20 protein-coding genes and 1 tRNA gene are annotated in these 23,744 nt (G+C 25.5%); 15 read left to right on the top strand and 6 right to left on the bottom strand.

What is annotated here, in order from left to right; translation table 11 throughout:
• The first annotated feature begins 117 nt into the window (after window positions 1-117).
• From addB to ACTNAO_RS01685, 4 genes are all read left to right on the top strand, one after another.
• Window positions 118-3,543, top strand: a complete 3,426-nt coding sequence (addB, locus tag ACTNAO_RS01700; RefSeq protein WP_441025332.1) for a helicase-exonuclease AddAB subunit AddB — start codon at window positions 118-120, stop codon at window positions 3,541-3,543.
• Window positions 3,543-7,256: a helicase-exonuclease AddAB subunit AddA gene (gene addA, locus ACTNAO_RS01695; RefSeq protein WP_441025335.1), complete on the top strand. Its 3,714-nt coding sequence runs from the start codon at window positions 3,543-3,545 to the stop codon at window positions 7,254-7,256. Before addB ends, addA begins: the two co-directional genes overlap by 1 nt.
• Window positions 7,257-7,400: 144 nt before the next feature.
• Window positions 7,401-7,745 (top strand): BlaI/MecI/CopY family transcriptional regulator, encoded by a 345-nt coding sequence (locus tag ACTNAO_RS01690; RefSeq protein WP_441025337.1) that lies wholly within the window; start codon window positions 7,401-7,403, stop codon window positions 7,743-7,745.
• Window positions 7,746-7,962: 217 nt separating this feature from the next.
• Window positions 7,963-9,171, top strand: a complete 1,209-nt coding sequence (locus ACTNAO_RS01685; protein ID WP_441025713.1) for a hypothetical protein — start codon at window positions 7,963-7,965, stop codon at window positions 9,169-9,171.
• Here ACTNAO_RS01685 and ACTNAO_RS01680 read toward each other — a convergent pair.
• Complete coding sequence (locus tag ACTNAO_RS01680) at window positions 9,168-9,713, bottom strand: pyruvate kinase alpha/beta domain-containing protein (protein ID WP_441025339.1); 546 nt, start codon at window positions 9,711-9,713, stop codon at window positions 9,168-9,170. The genes ACTNAO_RS01685 and ACTNAO_RS01680 overlap by 4 nt on opposite strands.
• A 64-nt stretch (window positions 9,714-9,777) precedes the next feature.
• Window positions 9,778-10,548, bottom strand: coding sequence for a L,D-transpeptidase family protein (locus tag ACTNAO_RS01675; protein ID WP_441025342.1), 771 nt, complete (start codon window positions 10,546-10,548; stop codon window positions 9,778-9,780).
• Window positions 10,549-10,694: 146 nt separating this feature from the next.
• Here ACTNAO_RS01675 and ACTNAO_RS01670 point away from each other — a divergent pair, with 146 nt between their 5' ends.
• The 3 genes from ACTNAO_RS01670 (at window position 10,695) to ACTNAO_RS01660 (ending at window position 12,533) form a co-directional block, all read left to right on the top strand.
• Window positions 10,695-11,477 (top strand): DUF1189 family protein, encoded by a 783-nt coding sequence (locus tag ACTNAO_RS01670; protein WP_441025345.1) that lies wholly within the window; start codon window positions 10,695-10,697, stop codon window positions 11,475-11,477.
• Between the two features lie 112 nt (window positions 11,478-11,589).
• On the top strand, window positions 11,590-12,390 hold the full coding sequence (locus ACTNAO_RS01665; RefSeq protein ID WP_441046061.1) for a sensor histidine kinase: 801 nt from the start codon (window positions 11,590-11,592) through the stop codon (window positions 12,388-12,390).
• A gap of 68 nt (window positions 12,391-12,458) precedes the next feature.
• Window positions 12,459-12,533 (top strand) — tRNA-Arg (locus ACTNAO_RS01660).
• Here the strand turns inward: ACTNAO_RS01660 and ACTNAO_RS01655 are convergent.
• Window positions 12,519-13,502, bottom strand: a complete 984-nt coding sequence (locus ACTNAO_RS01655) for a recombinase family protein (protein ID WP_441025350.1) — start codon at window positions 13,500-13,502, stop codon at window positions 12,519-12,521. The two genes, ACTNAO_RS01660 and ACTNAO_RS01655, sit on opposite strands and share 15 nt — an antisense overlap.
• Window positions 13,503-14,593: 1,091 nt before the next feature.
• On the opposite strand from ACTNAO_RS01655, the gene ACTNAO_RS01650 reads away from it, so the two are divergent.
• The 8 genes from ACTNAO_RS01650 (at window position 14,594) to ACTNAO_RS01615 (ending at window position 20,330) form a co-directional block, all read left to right on the top strand.
• On the top strand, window positions 14,594-14,875 hold the full coding sequence (locus tag ACTNAO_RS01650) for a hypothetical protein (RefSeq protein ID WP_441025353.1): 282 nt from the start codon (window positions 14,594-14,596) through the stop codon (window positions 14,873-14,875).
• Window positions 14,876-15,003: 128 nt separating this feature from the next.
• Entirely contained in the window at window positions 15,004-15,714 is a 711-nt protein-coding gene (locus ACTNAO_RS01645; protein WP_441025355.1) for a hypothetical protein, read from the top strand.
• An 8-nt stretch (window positions 15,715-15,722) separates the two neighbouring features.
• A complete protein-coding gene (locus ACTNAO_RS01640; RefSeq protein ID WP_441048040.1) occupies window positions 15,723-16,235 on the top strand; it encodes a helix-turn-helix domain-containing protein in 513 nt (170 codons plus the stop codon).
• 244 nt (window positions 16,236-16,479) lie between these two features.
• The gene (locus ACTNAO_RS01635) at window positions 16,480-16,815 is read left to right on the top strand and encodes a hypothetical protein (RefSeq protein WP_441025361.1); all 336 of its coding nucleotides are present in this window, start codon (window positions 16,480-16,482) and stop codon (window positions 16,813-16,815) included.
• A gap of 89 nt (window positions 16,816-16,904) precedes the next feature.
• Window positions 16,905-18,014 carry an FtsX-like permease family protein gene (locus ACTNAO_RS01630; RefSeq protein ID WP_441025364.1) on the top strand — a complete coding sequence of 370 codons (1,110 nt, stop codon included), beginning with the start codon at window positions 16,905-16,907 and terminating at the stop codon, window positions 18,012-18,014.
• Window positions 18,014-19,267: a hypothetical protein gene (locus ACTNAO_RS01625; protein ID WP_441025366.1), complete on the top strand. Its 1,254-nt coding sequence runs from the start codon at window positions 18,014-18,016 to the stop codon at window positions 19,265-19,267. Before ACTNAO_RS01630 ends, ACTNAO_RS01625 begins: the two co-directional genes overlap by 1 nt.
• Complete coding sequence (locus ACTNAO_RS01620; protein ID WP_441025368.1) at window positions 19,264-19,929, top strand: ABC transporter ATP-binding protein; 666 nt, start codon at window positions 19,264-19,266, stop codon at window positions 19,927-19,929. Before ACTNAO_RS01625 ends, ACTNAO_RS01620 begins: the two co-directional genes overlap by 4 nt.
• A gap of 11 nt (window positions 19,930-19,940) precedes the next feature.
• Entirely contained in the window at window positions 19,941-20,330 is a 390-nt protein-coding gene (locus ACTNAO_RS01615) for a hypothetical protein (RefSeq protein ID WP_441025376.1), read from the top strand.
• Between the two features lie 35 nt (window positions 20,331-20,365).
• Here ACTNAO_RS01615 and ACTNAO_RS01610 read toward each other — a convergent pair whose 3' ends face one another.
• The 3 genes from ACTNAO_RS01610 to ACTNAO_RS01600 form a co-directional block, all read right to left on the bottom strand.
• Entirely contained in the window at window positions 20,366-20,938 is a 573-nt protein-coding gene (locus tag ACTNAO_RS01610) for a hypothetical protein (RefSeq protein ID WP_441025379.1), read from the bottom strand.
• Between the two features lie 91 nt (window positions 20,939-21,029).
• Window positions 21,030-21,917: a phosphatidylserine decarboxylase gene (locus ACTNAO_RS01605; protein WP_441025381.1), complete on the bottom strand. Its 888-nt coding sequence runs from the start codon at window positions 21,915-21,917 to the stop codon at window positions 21,030-21,032.
• Between the two features lie 95 nt (window positions 21,918-22,012).
• The gene (locus ACTNAO_RS01600) at window positions 22,013-23,608 is read right to left on the bottom strand and encodes an ABC-F family ATP-binding cassette domain-containing protein (protein ID WP_441025383.1); all 1,596 of its coding nucleotides are present in this window, start codon (window positions 23,606-23,608) and stop codon (window positions 22,013-22,015) included.
• Between the last annotated feature and the right edge of the window lie 136 nt (window positions 23,609-23,744).

Here is a 23,744-nt window from a genome sequence, read left to right as displayed (position 1 = left end):
TACGACTGTGGAGTATCATATCAAATGCAAGTAGTTTTTATAACAAAAGCAGATACATTGAAACAGTAAAATTCTTAAAATGTTTATATTTGATTACATTTTAAGTAGCAGAATGATATGGGTATAAGATTTATATATGGTAGAGCTGGAACTGGGAAAAGTATGTATTGTATAAATGACATAAAAAAAAGGTTACAAGAAGATCAAGACAATAAGCTTATTTATATTGTACCAGAGCAATATACGTTTCAAAGAGAAACATTACTTTTAAGAGAGGCTACAGAAAGTGCATTAATGAGAGCACAAGTTATAAGTTTTAAAAGAATGGCCTATAGAGTTTTTGAGGAATGTGGTGGAAGAGCTCATGATAGGCTTAAAGAATGTGGAAAAAATATGCTTCTTTATAGGGTAATTCAAGAGAGTAACGAAAATCTGGAGTATTTTAATAAAATTGCTAAAGAGCAAGGATTTATTGAAATATTATCTAAAACAATAACTGAATTTAAAAAGTATAATGTAACACCAGAACTTATAAATAGTACTTTAGATGAGTTAACTGAAAACAATGATCCTCATTTAAAACAAAAGATGCATGATTTATCATATATATATAATGAATTTAATAAGAGTATTTTTAATAATTCAGTAGATTCAGATGATGAGTTAACTATTTTAAAGGAAAAACTAGAAAAGTGCACAATATATGATAATGCTATTGTATGGTTTGATGAATTTACTACATTTACACCTCAACAGCTTGAAATAATAAGAGTATTAGCAAGTAAGTGCCAAGAGGTTAATATAACTTTATGCATGGATGAATTAGGAAAGAAAAAAAGTGATGTTACTGATGTGTTTAATGTAATAAGCAAAACTGAACAGATGATTTTAAATATTATGCAGGAAGATAATATTAAATATTTAAAACCAGTAGATTTAAATAATAATAAAAATAATAGATTTAAAAATAGCAATGAACTTTCACATTTAGAGAAATTTTTTTATGCTTATCCATTTGAACAATATACAAGAAATATAGAAAATATAAGGCTTTATAAAGCTAATAATATTTATGATGAAATGGAAGCTGTTGCAAAAGAAATTATAAGGCTTATACAAAAAGAAAAATATAGATATAAAGATATTTCTGTTGTATGCAGAAACATTGAAAATTATGACAAGGTAGCTGCAGCAGTTTTTAATGAGTATCATATACCATATTTTTTAGATAAGAAGATAGATTTATTAAATAATCCAATAGTTGTACTTATATTATCATCATTAGAAATTTATTTGAAAAAATGGTCTTATGAAAGTGTATTTAAGTATTTAAAAAGTGGATTAACTAATATAACTATAGATGAAATAGATGTTCTTGAAAATTTTGTACTTGCAAATGGGGTAAAAAATTATAAATGGACTGGAGATTTATCATATATTTCAGATGATAACAAAGAAATAATAGATATAATGGAAAAGGTAAGAACTCCATTAATAAATCTTCACAATAAAATAAACAGTAATTATCAAGTTAAAAATATTTGCAAGTGTATATATGAATTTTTGGTTGAACTTGATGTATTTAATAAGATAGACAATAGAATTAAATATTTTGAGGAAAATAACTTAGAGGATAAGGTAAAAGAATATAGCCAAATAGCAAAAATTGTTTTAGATATATTAGATCAGGCTGTTTCTGCTATTGGCGATAAAAATACAGAAATTTATGAATTTTATAAAATACTAAATTCTGGATTTGAGGCTCAGGAAATTGGAGTTATACCAGTATCACTAGATCAGGTAAATATAGGTGATATTGCAAGAATTAAGGGCAGAGATGTTAAGGCATTATTTATAATAGGAGTAAATGATGGAATACTTCCATCAGCAAGTAGAGACGAAGGTATATTATCAGACAAAGATAGAGATATATTAAAACTAAAAGGAATAACATTATCATCTACTACAAAAGCAAAAGTTTTTGAAGAGCAATTTATGGTGTATACTGCTCTTACTTTATCAAGCAAATTTTTAATGATTTCATATCCTATGGCAGATTTTGAGGGTAAATCATTAAGACCTTCAATTGTAATACCAAAAATAAAAAAAATATTTCCTAAATTGAAGGAAGAAAGTTCTATATACAATTTAAGAGAAAAGAATGATAAATACTTTAAAATTTCATCTCCATTGCCTACATTTAATGAGCTTATACTTGCCCTTAGAAAAGCTTGCGAAAATGAAGAGGTGGAGGAATATTGGAATGAAGTATTTAAGTGGTTTAAAGAAAATGATAAATTTAAAAATAAATCTGTGCATATACTAGATGGGTTTAGTTATAATAATACTTCTAATAATATTTCCAAGGAAATAATAAAAAAATTATATAGCAATGACAATAATAAATTGTTATTTAGTATATCGAGATTAGAAAGGTATGCAGAATGTCCATTTGCATATTTTATTCAATATGGACTTAAAGCTAAGGATAGAAAGATATATGAATTTTCTGCACCAGATTTAGGATCCTTTATGCATGAAATATTAGATGATTTTACTAAGTATGTAAAATATAAAAATATATTATGGAGCAATTTAGATAAAGATAAGTGTAAGAAAATAGTTGATTCTTTAGTAAATGAAAAACTTAATAATTCTTCAAATTCAATACTTAATAGCAATAAAAGGTATAAATATTTTACAACTAGATTTAAAAGGGTTATAACAAAATCTGTTTCAATAATATCTGAACAAATGAAAAAAGGACAGTTTGAAATATATAGTAATGAATTTAATTTTGGAAGTTACAAAAACAGTTCACCAATAAGACTTAGTTTACCAACAGGTGAAGATGTATATCTTACAGGAAGAATAGATAGAATAGATAAGCTTGATATAAGTGGGAATACCTATATTAGAATAGTAGATTATAAAACAGGTATGAAAGAATTTAATTTAAATGAATTATATTATGGGTTACAAATACAGTTACTTGTTTATTTAGATGCAATACTTAAAAATTCTCAGGCCATTTTTGAAAAGCAAGCTATGCCAGGTGCAATTTTGTATTTTAGGATTGATGATCCTATAGTAAAAAGCACAATAGAGCTTAGTGATGAGGAAATAAATAAAGAAGTAATGAAAAGATTGAAAATGAATGGTCTTTTATTAAAGGATGTAAATATTGTAAAGTCTATGGATAATGATATGACTACATATTCATTAATTATTCCAGCTACATTAAAAAAAGATGGTACATTTTCACAAACAAGTTCAGTAGTTACAGAGGAACAATTTGATCTATTAAGAGAATATGTAAATGACAAAATGGTAGAATTATGTACAGATATGCTAAGTGGCAAAATAAAAATTGAACCATGCAAATCTATTAAAGGTTCCCATTGTGAATATTGTGATTATTCAGCTATTTGCCAATTTGATACTAGTATAAAAAATAATAAATATAAAATTATAGCTAATAGAAAAGATAAAGAAGTATGGGAAAAAATAAAAGAAGATGTAGAAGGAGGAGTAAATTTATAATGGGAAAAACAATGTGGACAGGTGAACAGTTAAAAGCTATAGAAACTAGAAATTGTAATCTTCTTATTGCAGCAGCTGCAGGATCAGGAAAAACTGCTGTTCTTGTTGAAAGAATTATTAGAATAATAACTGATACAAAAAATCCAGTTGATATAGATAAGCTTCTTGTTGTAACATTTACAAGTGCAGCAGCTGCTGAAATGAGGGAAAGAATAGCAGCTGCTATAACAAAAGCATTAGAAAAAAATCCAAATTCCAAGAATCTTCAAAAGCAGCTTACATTATTAAGCAGAGCTAATATTACTACCATGCATTCTTTTTGTCTTGATGTTATAAAAAATAATTTTAATGTAATTGATTTAGATCCTGCATTTAGAATATTAAATGATACGGAGTCAGTTCTTTTAAAAGATGAAATTCTAGAAGAGATTTTTGATGAAAAATATGAAAATGAAAATAAGGAATTTATGAATTTAGTAGAAGCTTATTGTTCATCTAAAAATGATGATAAATTAAAAAATATTATATTGGATCTTCATAGATTTTCCATGAGTGGCCCATGGCCAGAAAAGTGGCTTAGGGAAAAGAGTGAAGAATTTAATATAAATACATTAGATGAATTAAATAGTAGTAAGTGGGTACAAATTTTAAAAGAAAATATAAAAATTGAATTAGAAGGTCTTATAAGTATGGAATGTAAGGCTAGAGAATTATGCATTAACACTGCTGGACTTGAAGCTTATGTTGAAAATTTTGATAGTGATATTGAACTTATAAAACATATTTATGATTCTGCTTGTGGAAGTATAGAAAACTTAGATTTTAATGTATCATTTACTACATTAAAAAGAGTAAAAAAAGGTGAAGTAGAAGATATAAATATTCAAGATAGAGTAAAGGGAATTAGAGATGACGTTAAAAAGAAACTAAAAAAATTAAATGAAGAAACTTTTGCTAAATCACCTAAGGATATGCTTTCTGATATACAAAAGGTTTATCCTTATATGAAGACCTTATGTAATGTGGTAATAGAATTTGAAGAAAGATTTTCTGCTAGCAAGAGGGAAAAGGGAGCACTTGATTTTAATGATTTAGAACATTTATGCTTAAAAATATTAACAAATGAAGATTCAAATGTAGCAGAGGAATTTAAACAAAATTTTTATGAGGTTTTGGTAGATGAATATCAGGATTCAAATAGTGTTCAAGAAGCAATAATTGATTTGGTATCTAGAAAGAATACTAATGATCCTAATGTATTTATGGTAGGAGATGTTAAGCAGAGTATATATAGGTTTAGACAGGCAAAACCAGAATTATTTTTACAAAAGTATGATACTTATTCAAAGGATAAAGGAAAAAATATAAAAATACAACTTTATAAAAATTTCAGAAGTAGAAAAAATATTATTGATGGTGTTAATTATATTTTTAAAGAGCTTATGTCTAGTACCGTTGGTGAACTTGAATATACTGATGAAGAAGCATTAAATTTAGGTGCTTCTTATGAAGATTTTGATAATAATGAAGGTTATACTGCAAAAAATATTGAAGTTAATATATTAGATAAGTCTAAAGAAGAAGAACAAGAGGCTTTAGACAATATAAAAGAACTAGCTGAAGAAGAGGATATTTCAGCTATTAATTTAGAAGCTAGAATTGTTTGCAGAAAAATAAAAGAGCTTATGGATGGAAAAGACGGTAAAAAATATAAAGTCTTTGATAAGGAAACAGGACAATATAGGAATGTTCAGTATAAGGATATTGTAATACTTTTAAGAGCAACAAAGAATTGGGCAGAGATATTTTTAGAAGAAATTGGGCAAGAAGGTATTCCTATATATGCTGATACTTCAACAGGGTATTTTGAATCTATAGAAATAAGAACTATGATGTCAATGTTAAAAGTTATAGACAATCCTATGCAGGATGTTGCATTAATAGCACTTTTAAAATCTCCTATAATGAATTTTTCAGTAGAGGAATTATCAAAAATCAGATTAAGAAATAAAGAAAATTATATATTTACTAATATAAAGGAAATTGCTTATGATGAAAATTTAGAAAATAATTTAATAAGACAAAAATGTATTAGGTTTATAGATAAACTAGACAAATGGAGAATGGAAAGTATTTATACACCTATTGATGAATTTATATGGAAACTTTATAGTGAAACAGGGTATTATGGATATGTTGGTGGTATGCCTAATGGTATTTTAAGGCAAGCAAATTTAAAAATGTTATTTCAAAGGGCGAAACAGTATGAACAAACAAGTTTTAAAGGACTATTTAATTTTATAAATTTTATAAATAAGCTTAGAAAATCATCTGGTGATATGGGAAGTGCAAAAATATTAGGAGAAAATGAAAATGTAGTAAGAATAATGAGTATACATAAGAGTAAGGGGTTAGAATTTCCTGTGGTTTTTTTATGTGGTACTGGTAAACAATTTAATTTATTAGATTTAAATAATAATATACTTTATCATGAAGATTTAGGGCTTGGACCAGATTATGTGGATATAGAAAAAAGAGTAAGTTATACAACATTACCTAAGGAAGCAATAAAATATAAAATGAAAATTGAAACATTATCAGAGGAAATGAGAATTTTATATGTTGCTTTTACAAGGGCTAAGGAAAAGCTTATTATTACAGGAGCTACTAATGATTTAGAAAAACTTATAAATAAATCTGTTAGTGCAGCAGCATTAGATGAAAGTGTAATTTTATCATCAGAGGTTCTTAAGGGAAAATCATATTTAGATTGGATTACAATGGCTTTATGTAAACATGTGGATGGACAATATTTAAGAGATATTGTAGGAATTTCACCTTCAGATATTCACATAAAAGATGATTTATCCACATGGAAAATAAAAAAATGGATAAAATCAGATTTACTTGTGGATAATATTTCGGAGTCTGTGGATGAAAATGAAAAGTTAAAAGAAATTCAATCTAAAAATATAAACTTTATTAGCAAGGAAATAGCAAATAGACTTGACTATAAATATGATTATGAAGAATCAACAAAAATGAAAAGCAATTTTTCAGTTTCAGATTTGAAAAAGAAAAATTACGAAGAAAATGAAATTCATAATGAAATTTTAAAAGATTACAAAATACAAGAAGCCAAAAAGGATAATCCAGTTCCTAAGTTTTTAAAAAAAGAAGATGGGCTTACATCTTCAGAAAAAGGAACTGCAATGCATTTTGCTATGCAAAAAATAAATTTGAATAAAGTTAATTCTATAGAAGAAATAGAATACCAAGTAAAGGAATTATTAAATAATGAACTTATAAGTGTGGAAGAATATAAAGCAATAAATTGTAATAAGATATATAAGTTTTTTGAAAGTAATCTTGGAAAAAGAATGCTTAAATCACAAAAGGTATATAAAGAATTTCCGTTTTATACTGAAATACCTTTAAGTGAAGTATTAGGTAAAATAGATGAAAAAATAGCTAATGAAAAAGTAAGACTTCAAGGAATTATAGATTGCTTTTTTTATGAAAATAATGAAATAATTTTATTAGATTATAAAACTGATTATGTTAAAAATGGTTGTATAGATGATATAGTAAATAGATATAAAATTCAATTAAAATACTATAAAGAAGCGCTAGAAAAAATATCAAATGTAAGAATAAAGGAAATTTATCTATATTTATTTAATGTAGATAAAGAAATTAAGGTTCAAATTTAAAAAAAAATGAGAATAAATTATTACTATTGTGTAAACTTGTGGAGAAATGCAGAATTAATGGGTAAAATGTTGTATTATATTAATATGATTGTTTATATTTATAGTAAACATAGTAAGTAATGCAATAAAGGGAGTGAGAGTAATATGAATATTACTAAAATACCACCTTCAGAACTTGAAGTAATGAAAATAATTTGGAATTCAGATGAAGCTGTATCATCAAGAGATGCAATAGAAGCTTTAGAGATAATTAAAGGGTGGAAGAGAACAACAGTATTAACTTTACTTTCAAGATTAGTTCAAAAAGGATTTTTAAGTGCTGAAAAAATAAAAAGGTACACTTATTATACTTATATGATAAGTAAAGAGGAGTATTTAAAATTTGAAACAGAATTATTTTTTAAGAATATTCATGAAAATTCTTTAAAAAGTTTAGTGACCACTTTAGATAGTTGTAATATATTACACAAAAAAGATATAAATATTTAAATAGATATATTTAATGGGAGCATAGCTCCATGATTAATTTTAATCATGGAGCTATGCTTTTTTTATAAGTATTTTTCTTTTATTTTACATATAATTAACTTTAAATATAACCTTAATTTAACACTTCAATGCAATACTTTTAGTATCAAGTGTATAGGAGGAAAAAATTGATTTACGGAATAATTGATATAGGATCAAATACCATTAGGCTGTTCTTATACAAAATGGTAATAAGAATTTAATGGGTATAGTTCCAATTCCCGGTTATATACCAAGGGTCATTTATATACCAGGAAAAGAATTAGAGTATGTATTAGTTGAAAAATTAATATTAGAATATGCAGATATGATTTTTAATGATGGAATTGTAGATAAGGCAATAGTAAGAGTTACTAGAAATGCAAAACTTATAGATTATTTAACAACAGCAGCTGAAAATGGTAAAGAAGTTACTGTATTGATGGAACTTAGAGCAAGGTTTGATGAACAAAATAATATTGACTGGTCAGAAACATTAGAGGAAGCTGGCTGCAATGTTATTTATGGATTTGAAAACTTTAAGGTACATTCTAAAATTTGCCTTATTACAAGGAAAGATGGTAGTGATATACAATATATAACTCAAGTTGGAACTGGAAATTATAATGAAAAAACAGCAAAGCTTTATACTGATTTAAGTCTAATGACTTCTAATCATGAAATTGGAATTGATGCAAGCAAATTTTTTAAAAATATGTCTACGGGAAAAGTTGATGGAAATTATGATAAATTACTTGTAGCACCTGTAAATATGAAAAAAAGAATATTAAAGTTTATAGATGAGGAAATAGCAAAGGGATCAGATGGAAGAATAATATTAAAAATGAATTCACTTACTGACAGAAAATTAATGGACAAATTAAAAGAAGCTTCTTGTGCTGGAGTCAAAATTAATATGATAATAAGAGGAATATGTTGTCTTGTACCAGGAATAAAAAATAAAACAGAAAATATTGAGGTACATAGTATAGTTGGACGATTCTTAGAACATTCAAGAGTATATTGCTTTGGATATGGAGATAATATGAAGATGTATATAGCTTCAGCAGATTATATGACAAGAAACATGGACAAGCGAGTGGAAGTTGGATGTCCTATATATGATGAAAAAATAAAAGAAAGAATTTTAGAGATGCTTTATAAAATGCTTAATGATAATGTAAAGGGAAGAATTATTCAAAGCAATGGTGAATATAGAAAAATAAAACAACAAGATAATGAAGTATTGAGGGAAGATAATATTGAAGTAATTGAAAAAAATATAAATTCTCAAAAATGCTTTATTGAAGAAGCTTTAAAAAATGCTAAATTACAAGCAAAAAATGAAGAAAAGTTAAAAAAAGAAGATAATAAAAAGGTGGCATTGCCACCTTTTTATCACAATTAAAGAATAGGCTTACAAATTATTTCATCAATTTTGGTATCTAAGATTTTACCTGCATGGGAAGCTCTAAGAATAATAGCTGTATCAACGCCATGAGCAGTACCGCCTACAGCTATAATAGGTTCCATATATGGTGCAAGACCGGAATCTACCGCCATAGTTGCTATTTCTACGCAAACTTTAGTACCTTGCCCAAACATTCTTAATGTATTAGCCATTATTTCAATTGGATATACTCCACCTAATTTTGATGATAATCCTCTTTCGGCTCCACTTAGAACATGAGTTGTTGTAAGAACTTTAAAACCTTTATTTGTAAGGTTTTGTCTAGTTTCATCACTCATTTCATTTTTACCCTCTATTGGATATCCATAAGCATGTGCCACACAAACAATATTTAAATCATGAACATTTTTAAAATATTCCATTGTATATCCTGTACTTGATGATACTACAATAGTTTTTATATTTCTCTCACGTGCAGTTTTAATTGCAAGTTCAACAGTATCCTTTGTGTTTTCTTTACCACATTTTTTAAAATACATAAAATCACCTCATAATAATTATTATATATATTTTTATAATAATACAAATTTATTACAAGGTCTATTATCCTTTATTTATTAGAACTTTACTTCCAGCTGGAATATTATCATAAAGCCATTTAGAATCAGCTTCAGAAAGTCTTATACAACCATGAGAAGCAGGTGTTCCCAGGGTATAATCTAAAATATTTTTTTTATCTTTATCATAAGGTACAGAATGGAATAAATAATTTCCATCAAACTGTAACCAATACTTTCCGCCTTGATTATATTTTTCAGAGAAAAACCAATCACCTCGTTGTTGGATTTTATATGAACCTTCAGGGGTTTTTTTATCTTCTATTCCCGTTGAACATATTAAAGTCTTTATAAGCTTCCAATTGTTAATATATCCACTATAAACATAAGTTTTTTGAGTTGTAAGGTCAACATGTAATAAATAATTGCTATCACTATCTAATGAAAGATTATTAATTGTTAAAGGATTAATAGAGTTTACTATAGATGATGATACTTTTTTATCTTCTTCATTATTACTTTCTTGTTTGCTATTTATACTGTCTATATAATTTTGGGCCATTTCATATTTTGGTGATGATTGTGTAATAGAATCAAAAATATAATGTGCTTCATTAAATTTTCCTTCATCATATAAATTTATTGCTAGATTATATGTGCTATTGCAACATTCATTAAAGTTGCTAAGTAATGAATTATATTTATATATAATATAAAATAGCAAGCTAATACAAATTATAGTAAAAGCAAGCAAATAATTTTTTGATTTTAATTTGTTTTTTTTTGTAAAAATAAAATTTTGTTTAGAAAATAACAAAAAAAGAACCTCCTTATTTAAAGTGTCATTAAATATCATTGACAATAAGTTAAATTTTAAACATAGTATATAAAACAATTTTTATTTGATAATAGTATGTAAGTTAAGTACAATTAAATAGAACAAATAAAAAATGGAGCAAAATTATGAATATTAAAAAATATATATTTCCTATAAATAATGGAGTTTTATACATGATAAAATATGCATTTTTATTATGTACTATTTGTGGGCTACTAATTGGAATAGAAAATTATAATGGTATAAATAAGAGTATAAATGGTTTTGGAAATTTATTAAGAAGTGATGATTTTCAATTTGAAATATCTAATAATAAGTTGAATTTTAATAATAGTGAATATTATGGCGTAGTAAATGGAATACAATATTATATAAATGATAATTACAATCTTGCTGAAGCTAATGAAATAAAAGATATAAAAATATCAAGCACAAATTATATACTATTTTTAAGAGATGGAATACAATGCAATGCTGGTATAATTGGAATGAATGATCATTTAGATAGTCAAAAGTATTATAATGAATTGCCAGAAGAATACTTAAATAATGAAAATTTGTTAAAGAAGATACCATTTATAAAATCTGCTTTAGCAGTATTAATCATTATAGAATCAATTCTCTTTAGTTTTTTTGAATTTTTATCACAAGTATTTTTTATGTCACTAATTATTTATTTTATTGATAAAATTTTTACTCATAAAAATACTAAAATTGTGCATGATTATAAAACCATATTTAAATTAACTTTATATTCAGCATTTTTTCCTAAAATATTTATTACTATAATAAAATTTATGGTATTATCAATAGAAATTACTCCGATTATGTTGTTTACATTTATTATTTATAATTTATTAATTTATAATAATAAATTACAAAAATTACCAATTACCTATTGCAAATAGAAAAATCTTATGATACCATTAAAAAGACGATTGAAATAAATGGAAAATGTGTAAAAGGATTGATAAATAAAAAATGCAATTAGATAATCTAAGTAAAGAAGAATTGATACTAATGATTAAAAAATTAGAAAAAAGAATGGAACTTCAAGAAAAGTTTTTATTAAATGTATCCCATGATTTGAGAAGTCCTATAAATACAATATTAAGCATATTACAAAGTTTAAAATACATTGATAATGATAAATATGCAGATGATAAGATAAATGAATATAGAGCTATGATAAAACGTAACAGTTACAAAATGATGAAACTTGTCGACAATTTAATAGATACTACTAAAATTGAGGAGAAGTATTACAATTTAAATAAGCAAGCTATAGATGTGGTATCTTTAATTGAAAATACTATTTTGTCTATGGATAAATATGCAAAACAAAAATCAATAGAATTAATTTTTGATACTAATGAAGAAGAAGCAATTGTATTATTGGATCCAGAAGCTATTGACAGGATTATTGTTAATTTAGTATCAAATGCTATAAAATTTTCACCAAAGGATAGTACTGTTATGATAAATTTATATATAGATGAAAATAATATAAAGATAGTTGTAAAAGATAATGGTCCAGGAATAGCAGAAGAAGATCAAAAAGCAATATTTAATAGATTTATGCAATCTCAAAAGAATAAGGAAAGTTCTAATGAGGGAAGTGGCATAGGACTTGATTTAGTTAGTAATCTTGTTAAGCTTCATAATGGTAATATTACTTTAAATAGTACCGTTGGAGTAGGTTCAGAATTTATTATAAGTATACCTAGAATTTCAGCATCAGTTAGTCAAAAATCTTATAAAGCATTAAGTTATGATAAGGTTCAGCAACTTGAAATTGAATTTTCAGATATATATTTATAGCATTTCTTTAATTATTAAAACTTGATATATTTAGTTTTGTGTGTTAATATATTTTTGTTAATAATTGTGGGGCGTTAGTTAAACGGATATAACTTACCGCTACGGACGGTACATTATGGGTTCGATTCCTATACGCCCTGCCATTGCTCTCCTAGACGAACAACTTGGTCGTTTATGGAGAGTTTTATTTCTTTAACCTTTCTAATTTTAAAGTCATTTGATATATATAATGTGATATCTTCCACAATTAATGATATAAGTCTGTTTTTTTCTTCCATGTTTAATTTTGAATTATGAAAGATTGTACTGAAATTATTTAAGATATTATATATGTCCTCAATAACATCGTTTTTTGATGTTATATTTTTTTGCTCAGAAACTTTCTTATCAAGTAATTCACTTTGTTTTTTCAGTTCTTTGTTTTTTTCTGTTATAAAATTATCAAAGTTATCAGTTGTTATTTTATCATCTAATTTTAATTGAATTGTTTTATTTAAATCTCTTTTTATAGTTGCAATATTTTTAGTAATAGTTTTTATAGCTGATTCAAGATTTTCTTTTTCATCTTTTGAGTTATAATTTTTAATTGCATCAGCAAAATTGCCATCAACAAGAGCTTTTCCTATTTCATCTAAGATTAGTTTTTCAACATCATCTTTTTTTAGTGTATATCTTTTATGTGATTTATTTTTACAAGCATAATATTCGTGTATTTTTCCATTTTTACTGGTGCCACTGTCAGCCGTTAATTTTTTACCACAGAAAGGACAAGTTATAAGACCTGAAAGCAGATATTTTCCATTTTGTCTTATTGTTTTATGTTTATTAAGTTTTAGCTTTTCTTGTGTTTGTGAAAAAATTATATTATTAATAATTTGCCATTCTGGTATGTATGAAGTAATTACTTTTTCTGTATCTTCATTTTTTTTATTCCAAATAAAATTACCTACATATATTTCATTAGATAATATGTATGAAAGTGTGCTTTTTGTTATTGGGTTTCCTTTAGCATTTACAACATTTAGTGTATTTAAATCAGTAAGAATTTGAGTTAATGATTTATTTTTGTTTTTTCTTGATTTTTTATTTTTAGATAAAATATATAAAAGCATAAAGGTAATTATTATAAAAAGGAGTTATTGTTTAGTTATTAGGTAAACTTTTTATAAGTTTATTATAATTAGTTATATTTGAATATAATTAATAAAATATAGAACAAATATAAGTTTGTTTTTTTTAGAAGATAAATATATCTTTTTAATCTCGACAAAGCTATCTTGGCGAAGATAGCGGAGAGCTTTTAGGTCGATATTTATATCGATTTTGGATTCAAGAAAACGCATTTTTTATTTATTACCAATATCTTATGTCCCCATTAAGTGGACGACATAAGGAGTACACTTAATGGGGCACATTTATATAAAAATATATTTACATAAAAACGTTATAACTCGTTTTGTTATTACATAAATGCAGTTAATCGGCCTGACCTACGGACAGTTATTATCCAATTAATTGAAAATATCTATTTAAATAAAAAATTATTCTGAAAAAAGAACTATTCCCCTTTGGTTTAAATTATTTAGATATAAAGAAGATGGAATAAAGACTTTGTTCATGTAAAAGAAGGTCTTACATTTTTACATAAAATATTAACACAATATAAGTTTGATGTTACTATCCTTGCAGATAGAGGATTTAAAAGTGTTGATTTATTTAAATTTATAGATGAAACTCTTAACTGGAAATATTGTATCAGATGTACTAAAGATCTTGGAATATCTATTGATGATAAAAGTAAAATAAAGAAACTAGATGACATAATTCCAGCAAAGAGGTCTACAAAATATTTTTATAATGTTAAGCTAACAGCTCAAGAATATGTTTGCAATATGGCTGTATGTAAAGCTCAAGATGCTGTATTTTTGTGTTTGTATAGCATATTCTTACATTATTTCACTTGGTATTTCTTGTGGCAAAGATAAAAAGAATAAATTATTAGGTGCAGTGAAGAGTATTAATAAGAAAAAATAAGAAATTAGAAGAATTTAGAGAATTATCAAAAGATGAGCAAATCGCTAAAGCAAATTTAGAATTAAAAAAAATAGAAGAACCTACATTTAAAAAACTAGGTAGAAAATTAGGTTTTAGTAACACAACAGAGTTTTTTAGAAATTATAAAATTAATGTAAATCAGAAAACATTGGAACCTAAGATAATTAGGAAAGTTACAAAAATAAATAACTTAACACGAGAGGTTACAGATATAACACAAGAGGATATAAAAACATTAAAAGAGATGATAGTTGATTATAAAAGAAGAAAAGAAGTATCAAATAGTGATATAAATGATGATGAAATAATTATAAGGAGTATTAGAGTATCTAAAAATATAATGAAAAGTTTTATAGATTATTGTGATTATTTAGGATTAAAGCAGACACAAGCAATTAATAGAGCATTAAAGGATTTTATTAATAAATAATAAAGTGTTTTCTTTATAAAAAGGACTTTTAGGGTCCTTTTATTATTTTGTAAAAAAAGTTTGATTTTTGACATTTGTTTCAGCTACAAAAATTTATCGGAAATTTTTGTGAAAAAGGAGGAAATAATATGTCAATTCAAATTTGGAATGAGGATGAAATAATAAGTATAGCAAATAAACATTTGAATTTTTTAGCTTTTTTATATCCATTTTTAAAGGAAAGTAGTTATCACAGAGAAGTTGTTGAAATAAGACCAATTGGTCGAGATAAAGAAAAAGCACCTTATATTGAAAGCTTTAATGTATTCAGAATTGATGAAGATACTGTTAGTAGATATATTAAATTTTTAGAAAAAATAAATGGGAAACCTTATTGTTTGTATTATTCTAGTCATTGCTTTGATAATATATCTATAAAAGATTTTCATCAGATTAAAGAAAAATTTGATGAATTGGGGATAAGCACTTTAGATATATTTAGTGGACATGGGGTGCAGTCATTGATTGTCTTGAACGAACTTTGTTTTGATACGACTTTGCTGAAAAGATGGACAACATTACTACTAAGAAAAGGTATTAAAACTGATGGAGCTTTAATTGATGCTGCAAGAGTTTTAAGAATGCCAAATTCTTTTAATTATAAGGCTTTTGATAAAAGCTCTAAATATTTTGTGTACGGGAAGGAACCTGAAGGAATATTTACGTCTATAATTAATAAGCCTTGTTATAAGTATCCTGTTGAATTTGTTTTTAAGAAAATTATGGAATTGCCAGATGTTTTATATCCATTAAAGGATGAAGATATAAAAATGTTAAACAAGAAACAAATAGATTGTTAAGGTATGACATGAAGGCTAAGTTTGGTAAATATGATGATGAACTAGCACATAAATTTGGTTATTTAGATTTCAAATTGGAAAGAAAAAACAAAATTAAAATACAAAAGCAAATAACTAATAATGTTAGAGATATTAGTGATACAGCATTTAAAATTTATTTAGCTCTGATGAATTATAAAAGCCTTAATCCTAAAATTACAAATTTTACAGCAGAAAATATATGTGAAATAGCTAGCATATCATCAAGGACATTCTACAGGAATATATTAGATTTAGTTACTAATGGTATATTCATAAAAAAAGCAAAGATAGATAAGAAAAAACGTGAAAAATATTCGTATTATATTAATCCGTATATAAGTGATTATGGAGGATTTACATTGTTAGAAAGGGCAACAATAAAGATAATGTTACAAGAGCTAAATGACCCTGAAATTAAATTATATACTGTGATGTGCAGTATGTTATATAAGAAAAGTAATGTCTGGGCGGGTCAAAATTTCATACGGTATTTTTTATAGAAAATAAGAAAAATAAACCTTAATTTCTTAAAAGTGTCAAAAAATCATACTAATAATAAGACAGAGCAGAAGCGAAGCGAAGCGGGGGTATTATATTTATAAAGAATATTAAAGAATATTTCTAACAACATTTTAATTTAATACAATTAATTATTGTTTTTTTGTTATTTTATTATTTTATTGACAACATATTGAAAGTATGATAATCTGTTTCAGAAAAGTAAAGAATTAAGAAGGAATTAAAATGAAAAAAAGGTTTTTTAAACTATTTACATGTGGCATAGCTATTTGTAGCTTATTTGGAGGAGTAATTGCATCAGCTGGAACATTATCTAGATATGGTAATCAAGTTAGCGGAAATTATGCATATTCATATACTAAAGCAAATGGAAGTTGGGCATCAACTGCAATGTATAGAAGTACATGGGGGTCAAATGGTTATTCATGGACAAGCAGATTTGGATATGCATATGGAGGTAATGGATATGCTCAAACTCCAACTCAATATGCAGGTTTTATGTCAACTCCAATTTATTCAACACATTCATGTGATTCTTATACTGCTAGTAAGTCATTTTAATAATTAAAAACAAAGTAGTATATTGTTAGTACAATATACTACTTTATTTTAGAAATCAGATTTATAAAAGTAATTGATTGGAGGGTATTATGAAAAACAGAAAGCTGATAAAATTAATTAAAAAGTATAATATATTATTTGTTATTTTTTTTGTTATAGCTGTTGTAATGTTAATAACATTAAATAATGTATTATCAGTTTTTGATTACATTAATAATACATATTCAGTATATTCTAAATATGCTGTGCAAATAGGTGTAACAATGGATTTGAAAGATATTAGTTTAGAAGAGTTTTTGGAATATTTCTCTAGAAAGGATAAATGTATTGTTATTGGTGAAATTCATCAGCAATTTAATGATAAATTTTCAGTAAGTGGTTTGTATAAAGGTAATAATTGCAAAAATAAATTTCCATTGCTTTCAGGAAGAGAATTTAGTAGTGAAAACTATAAAAATAGAGATAAAGTTGTTATATTAAAGGATTATGTTTATAATAGCTTAATATCAGATAATTTGATTGAAGAAAAGTATGGAAATGAGTATATAAAGTATAATGGAGAATTATATGAAATAACTGGAATTATAGATAGCCAAAAAGCACAAGAAGGTAAAGATATATATTTGAATTTTTATTCATTATCAGAAGAAAATGCTGGTATTTCCGAATACCGATATATATATGATAATGGAAATGATACTAGACAGGATATAAAAGAATTAAGTTCTTTATCAAGAGAAACTAAATTTTCAATAACAGACTTGCCAAGAGGAATTGCAGCAGTTAAGGATTCTTTAAATATAAATAAAACTTATTTATTAGCTATAACTTTATTAATGGTAGTTTGCATAATAACAGCTATTAATATAAGTGGTTATTGGTTTAACAGAGAAAGAAAAGAATTGGGGATTAGAAAGTTATTAGGTGGAACTAATGTAAATTTAGTTAAAGTATTATTTTTTAGATATATTATAATTTCTGGTTTTTCTATTTTATTTGGATTTGTTGTATTTGAAGTAATTAAAAATATTCCTATTTTTAAACAAATTAGTTTAAGTAAAGCATCCATTATGTTTAATTTAATAAGTATACTGTTATTAGCAATAGTTTTATTTATATTTGTAATAATAGCTTTAATAAAACCTGTTATTGAGGTGAGCAAGATGGAAATAAATTCTGTAATAAAAGGAGAGGAGTAATGAAAAATATTATTTTTGCCTTAGACGAATTAATAAAGAAACCTTTATTTACTTTTCTTACAATAATTCAATTAGTTATATCTTTTGTACTTATATTCGTGGCAATTTCAAATAGTAATTCCATTAATGATAAATTGAACATAGTAGATGATATTTTTAAGGATAAAAATTATTATGTATTGGATGTTTCCGATATGTTGCCATTAGAAAATGTACAAATAGAAAAATTATACAAGTTTAATGAATATATAAAGAATAATGAAGACATAGAGTTATATTCAGTAAGCAATGATTCTGTTTTTATAGCAAAAGATAATTTGCCAATATCCTTTTTTAGTAATTTTGATAGCTTTATTTTAGAAAATAAACAATTTCAAAGGGTAGGATTAATATTTTTAAATGATAAATATTTAGATAATATGGGGATTAAATTATCTGAAGGAAGTTTTCATGAACAAAAATCAGAATATGAATCTGTTGTTTTGGGTGATGAGTATAAAGGATTATTTAATATTAATGATATAATACCTTATAATTATTCTGAAGTTAATGGAGAAAAAAAGATATTTTATTTTCAAGTAAAAGGATTTATTAAAAGAGATAGTATGCTTTGCATTGGTGGAGATGTAAATAATTTGATTAATACAAATAAATATATAATAGCTTTAGATAATGGAGATTGGATAAATAATCAATCTAATGATGAAATGGTTAAAAAAATACAAATCTTTAATTCTTTAAAGAATGGTTATTTTAATGTTAAGAATGATTTAGTATTAGAAAAAATAAATGAATATAGCAAGAATTTAGGACTTAATTATAAATTAAAAAGCCAGGGAGAACAATTTTCTAAGTCAAAAGAAGAACTTCAACCTATGATAACTTTAGTGAAAACATTATCAATCATTATTTTGTTTTTTACCAATGTATCTATAATAGTAGTAATATTAAATGCAATTATAGATAATACAAAACAATATGCAATAAATATGTTGGTGGGAGCAACTAAAAATGATATGGCAATGAGGGTGTTCTTTGAAATTGCAATGCTATTTTCAATTAGTTTAGGAGTAGCTATGGTTATTATTTATAAGTTTGTTAGTGATAATATTGCAATGATAGTAAATTTTAAAAATATTTTTGAATTAATTTTTGTAGCATATATTACATGTATTTTTATAAGTATTATTCCAATAATAAAATTAAAGGAATTATCAATTAATAATATGATAAAAGGTGGCAGTAATTTATGATAGAATTGAAGAATGTAATAAAAACTTATGGAAATGGTGAAGCAAAAGTTCATGCATTAAATAATATTAATATAAAAATAGAAAGAGGAGAATTTGTAGCTATTGTTGGTCCATCAGGTTCTGGAAAAAGTACATTACTTAATATATTAGGGGGAATAGATACACTAAGTAGTGGAACATATTATTTAAATTCTAAGGAGATAAGTAGTTTGTCAAGTAAAAATATGGCACATTTAAGAAATGATGAATTTGGATTTATATTGCAATACTTTGGACTTATTAATGATTATACTGTATATGAAAATGTAGCATTACCATTAAAATATAGTAAAAAGAAAATAAAAAATAAAAAAGAATTAGTGAGAGAAATGTTAAGAAAATTATCTATAGAAAATAAAGAAAATTCATATCCTACTGAACTTTCAGGTGGTCAATGTCAAAGAGTTGCAATAGCAAGAGCATTAATTAATAATCCTAATATAATTTTAGCTGATGAGCCAACTGGAGCATTAGATAAAAAAACCGGAATTCAAATAATGGAAATATTAAAACAACTAAATGAAGAAGGTAAAACAGTAATAATAGTAAGTCATGATGAAAATATTTATTCAAAATGTAATAGAATAATAAGGATTGAAGATGGTAATATAATTGATAATTAGGGGGTAATATGATGAAAAAGTATAAAAAAATTATAACATTATTAGGGGTAATGCTTATAATTAGCTTAGGAGTATACTTATTTATAAAAATAAATTCATTTACTAAGTACAATGATACTATAACTGTTTTAAAAAATGGTGATGAAATTACAAGGAATGTAGGAAATTATAGATATATTCATATTAAAATTAATGGAGGAAGCAAAGCTCTTCCAAGACAATACAAAATAATTAATCCTAAGAATGAAATTGTTAAAGAAGGAAATCTTGAAGGAGAAGCCGAATATGAAGGAAAATGTTTAAAGGGAGAATGGAGAATTGCATTTGATACAAATGAGGATATGCAAGTAGATAGTCAAATATGGTGTGGTAATTTAAAAAGTAAAGATAAAACTAATTAAAATCCTAAGCAAAGGCTTAGGATTTTAATTAGTTTTTATTGCTTATATTCATCTAAATCAATACCAACAAAATTTACAATATTATTTTCATCAAATTTAAATTCGTAAGCATAGCCAGAATAAGAAAATTCGATTTTATCAGAATATTCTTTTGGTTCTACATCAAATTTTGATGTTAATTGATCCTTAGTTAATCCAATTACATTTTCATCATTAATTTTTATCTCTGAAAAATTATGTTTAGATTCGTGAGTATCATCTGTATAAGCATAAAACCAAATATCAGATATAGTACATTCTTCTAAGTTTTTTTTACTTGATGATTTATTAATTAATGCAACTGAAGCAAAATCTTTATCATCTTTTTTTATTACAATACAAATAGATACAAATTTTTTTCCTTCAATTTCAGTTATAGGTGAAAATGCTTTTGAAAATTCGTAAGTATAGCCTTGATCTAAAACTTCTTTTAAGGTAGTTTCACCTGATATTATTGTTAGACCATCAGCATTAACTGTAAGTTTTTCAGAAGTATTAGTTGTGTTACAACCTAATAATAATAAAGATGACATTAAAGCACATAGTAATATTGACAAAAGTTTTTTCATGTGTATTCCCCCTAGTAAAGTAATTTATTTATATAATTTTCCAATTATATACTATTAAAAAAGTAGTTATAGATTATTAAAATATTTTGAATTATATTGTATGCCCTATAGTTTCACCAAAGGAAACCTTGCATTCAATTCCTTTAGAACTTTCTCTTAGTATATCTTCATCAATTTCTATTGTATCTTTTTTAAAGAAAAGAATTGTAGTAGAACCACCAAATTTAAAATAGCCCTTTTCATCACCCTTATAAACTTTAGAATTAGCATTATATGTTTGGATTATGCTGCCAACACATGTAGCACCAACTTCCACATGAATTATATCTCCAAAGTTTTCAGATTTAAATAAGGACCATTCTCTTTTATTTTGACAAAATAGCTTTGGAATTTTTTCTGTAGCTATAGGATTTACTGAATAATAAGAACCCTTTATAAAGTGATTTTCTAGTGGAGTTCCATTATCAATAAAGTGAAACCTATGATAGTCTGTAGGGCATAATCTTAATATAAGGCATGTTCCCTTATCATATTCTTTATATATAGGATTATAGCCTAAAAGTTCCTTTAGGCTATAAGTTAAGCCTTTAACTTGAACAACATTATTCATATCTATATTTGTATATGCAGTAAGCCTTCCATCACCTGGAGATATTAATATATTTTTATTTTTATCAAAAGGCCTTGCTTCCGGTATAAGTTTTCTTGCAAAAAAATCATTGAAAGATTCAAATTCATTTTGCTTTTTTATTGTAACATTCATATCTATATTAAAATCTTTAACAAAAGAATCTATTTTTTTTCTGCTGCTTTTTGTATCACAATACTTTCCATAAAGTTTTGAAAAAAGTTTCCTTTTAACAAATAATTCTGTTATTCCTTTTCCAATAGGAGATTCATAACACCAATTTAGGTATTTTTCACCTGCAACTTTTTCAATTTCATAAGATTTTTCTTTTCTATTATAGATTTTAATCATGAGATTACTCCTTAATATTAAATAATAATTTAAACAAATATAGTTTATCATAAAGTGACATTATTTGGATGTTTAAATAATGTCACTTTTTTTATCTATTTTTGAGATTCTTTAAAGTCTATGTATTCATCGAAACTCATAGCTCTATCAACTATAGAACCATCATCATGTATATCTATTATTCTATTTGCAATAGTTTGAACAAATTCATGGTCATGAGATGCAAATATAATATTACTATTAAAATCTTTTAAACCATTATTTACTGATGTTATTGACTCAAGATCTAAGTGGTTTGTAGGTTGATCAAGCATAAGAACATTAGCTGTAGAAAGCATCATTCTTGAAAGCATACATCTAACCTTTTCACCTCCAGATAAAACATCAGCTTCTTTTAAAGCTTCTTCTCCACTAAATAACATTCTTCCAAGGAAGCCTCTTATATAGCTTTCTGATTTTTCTTCTGAATATTGTCTAAGCCAATCAACTAAAGATAGTTTGCAGTTTTCAAAGAATTCTGTGTTATCTTTAGGAAAATAAGATGTAGTAATAGTGATACCCCATTTATACTCACCACTATCTGGTTCAAGTTCCCCATTTAATATTTTAAATAAAGTTGTAATTGCAATTTCATTACCAACTAATGCAATTTTATCATTTTTATTTATTCTAAAACTAATATTATCAAGAACTTTAACACCATCTATAGTTTTTGATAAATCTTTTACTTCTAAAATATCATTTCCAACTTCTCTTTCAGGCTTAAATCCTACAAATGGATATCTTCTGCTTGAAGGTTCAATGTCTTCTAAAGAAATTTTATCTAAAAGCTTCTTTCTAGATGTAGCTTGTTTTGATTTTGATGCGTTTGCACTAAATCTTGCAATAAAGTCTTGTAATTCTTTAATTTTTTCTTCTTTTTTCTTATTTTGATCCTTAGCCATTTGAAGTGCTAATTGACTTGATTGATACCAAAAATCGTAATTACCAACATACAATTTGATTTTACCAAAGTCTACATCTGCCATGTGAGTACATACTTTATTTAAAAAGTGTCTATCATGGGATACAACAATTACTGTACCTTCAAAATTAATTAAAAATTCTTCAAGCCAGTTTACTGCTTTTAAATCTAAGTGGTTAGTAGGTTCGTCTAGTACAAGAATTCCAGGGTTTCCAAAAAGGGCTTGAGCTAATAAAACCTTTATTTTTTCTGAACCTGTAAGTTCTGAAACTTTTTTATAGTGATCTTCTGTGCCAATTCCAAGACCCTGAAGTAAAGATGATGCTTCTGCTTCTGCTTCCCATCCGTTAAGGTCAGCAAATTCTGCTTCAAGCTCAGAAGCTTTTATTCCATCTTCATCTGTAAAGTCTTCTTTTGCATAAATAGCATCTTTTTCTTTCATTATAGTATAAAGTCTCTCATTTCCCATAATGACAGTTTCTAATACTTCAAAATCATCATATTTATAGTGATCTTGCTTTAAAACTGACATTCTAGTATTAGCATCAATTATTACTTCACCTGTGTTTGGTTCAACTTCGCCAGATAAAATTCTTAAAAATGTACTTTTACCAGCACCATTTGCACCAATAACGCCATAGCAGTTACCAGGTGTGAATTTTAAATTTACATCTTCAAATAGTTTACGCCCGCCGAATCTTAAGCTTACATTAGAAACAGTTATCAATAATATTCCCTCATTTCATACTTATTTTTGCTGTGCAATATTATATCATAAGATTACCCCAAATAGGAGATTTTTATTTATGAAATTGAAAATATTACATGTAATTTATGATAAAATTATTTATAAGAAAAAGATG

It is taken from the genome of Clostridium sp. HCP1S3_C6 (genome assembly GCF_052066735.1).
Taxonomy (GTDB): domain Bacteria; phylum Bacillota; class Clostridia; order Clostridiales; family Clostridiaceae; genus Clostridium.
This window is presented reverse-complemented; position numbering and strand designations above follow the sequence as displayed.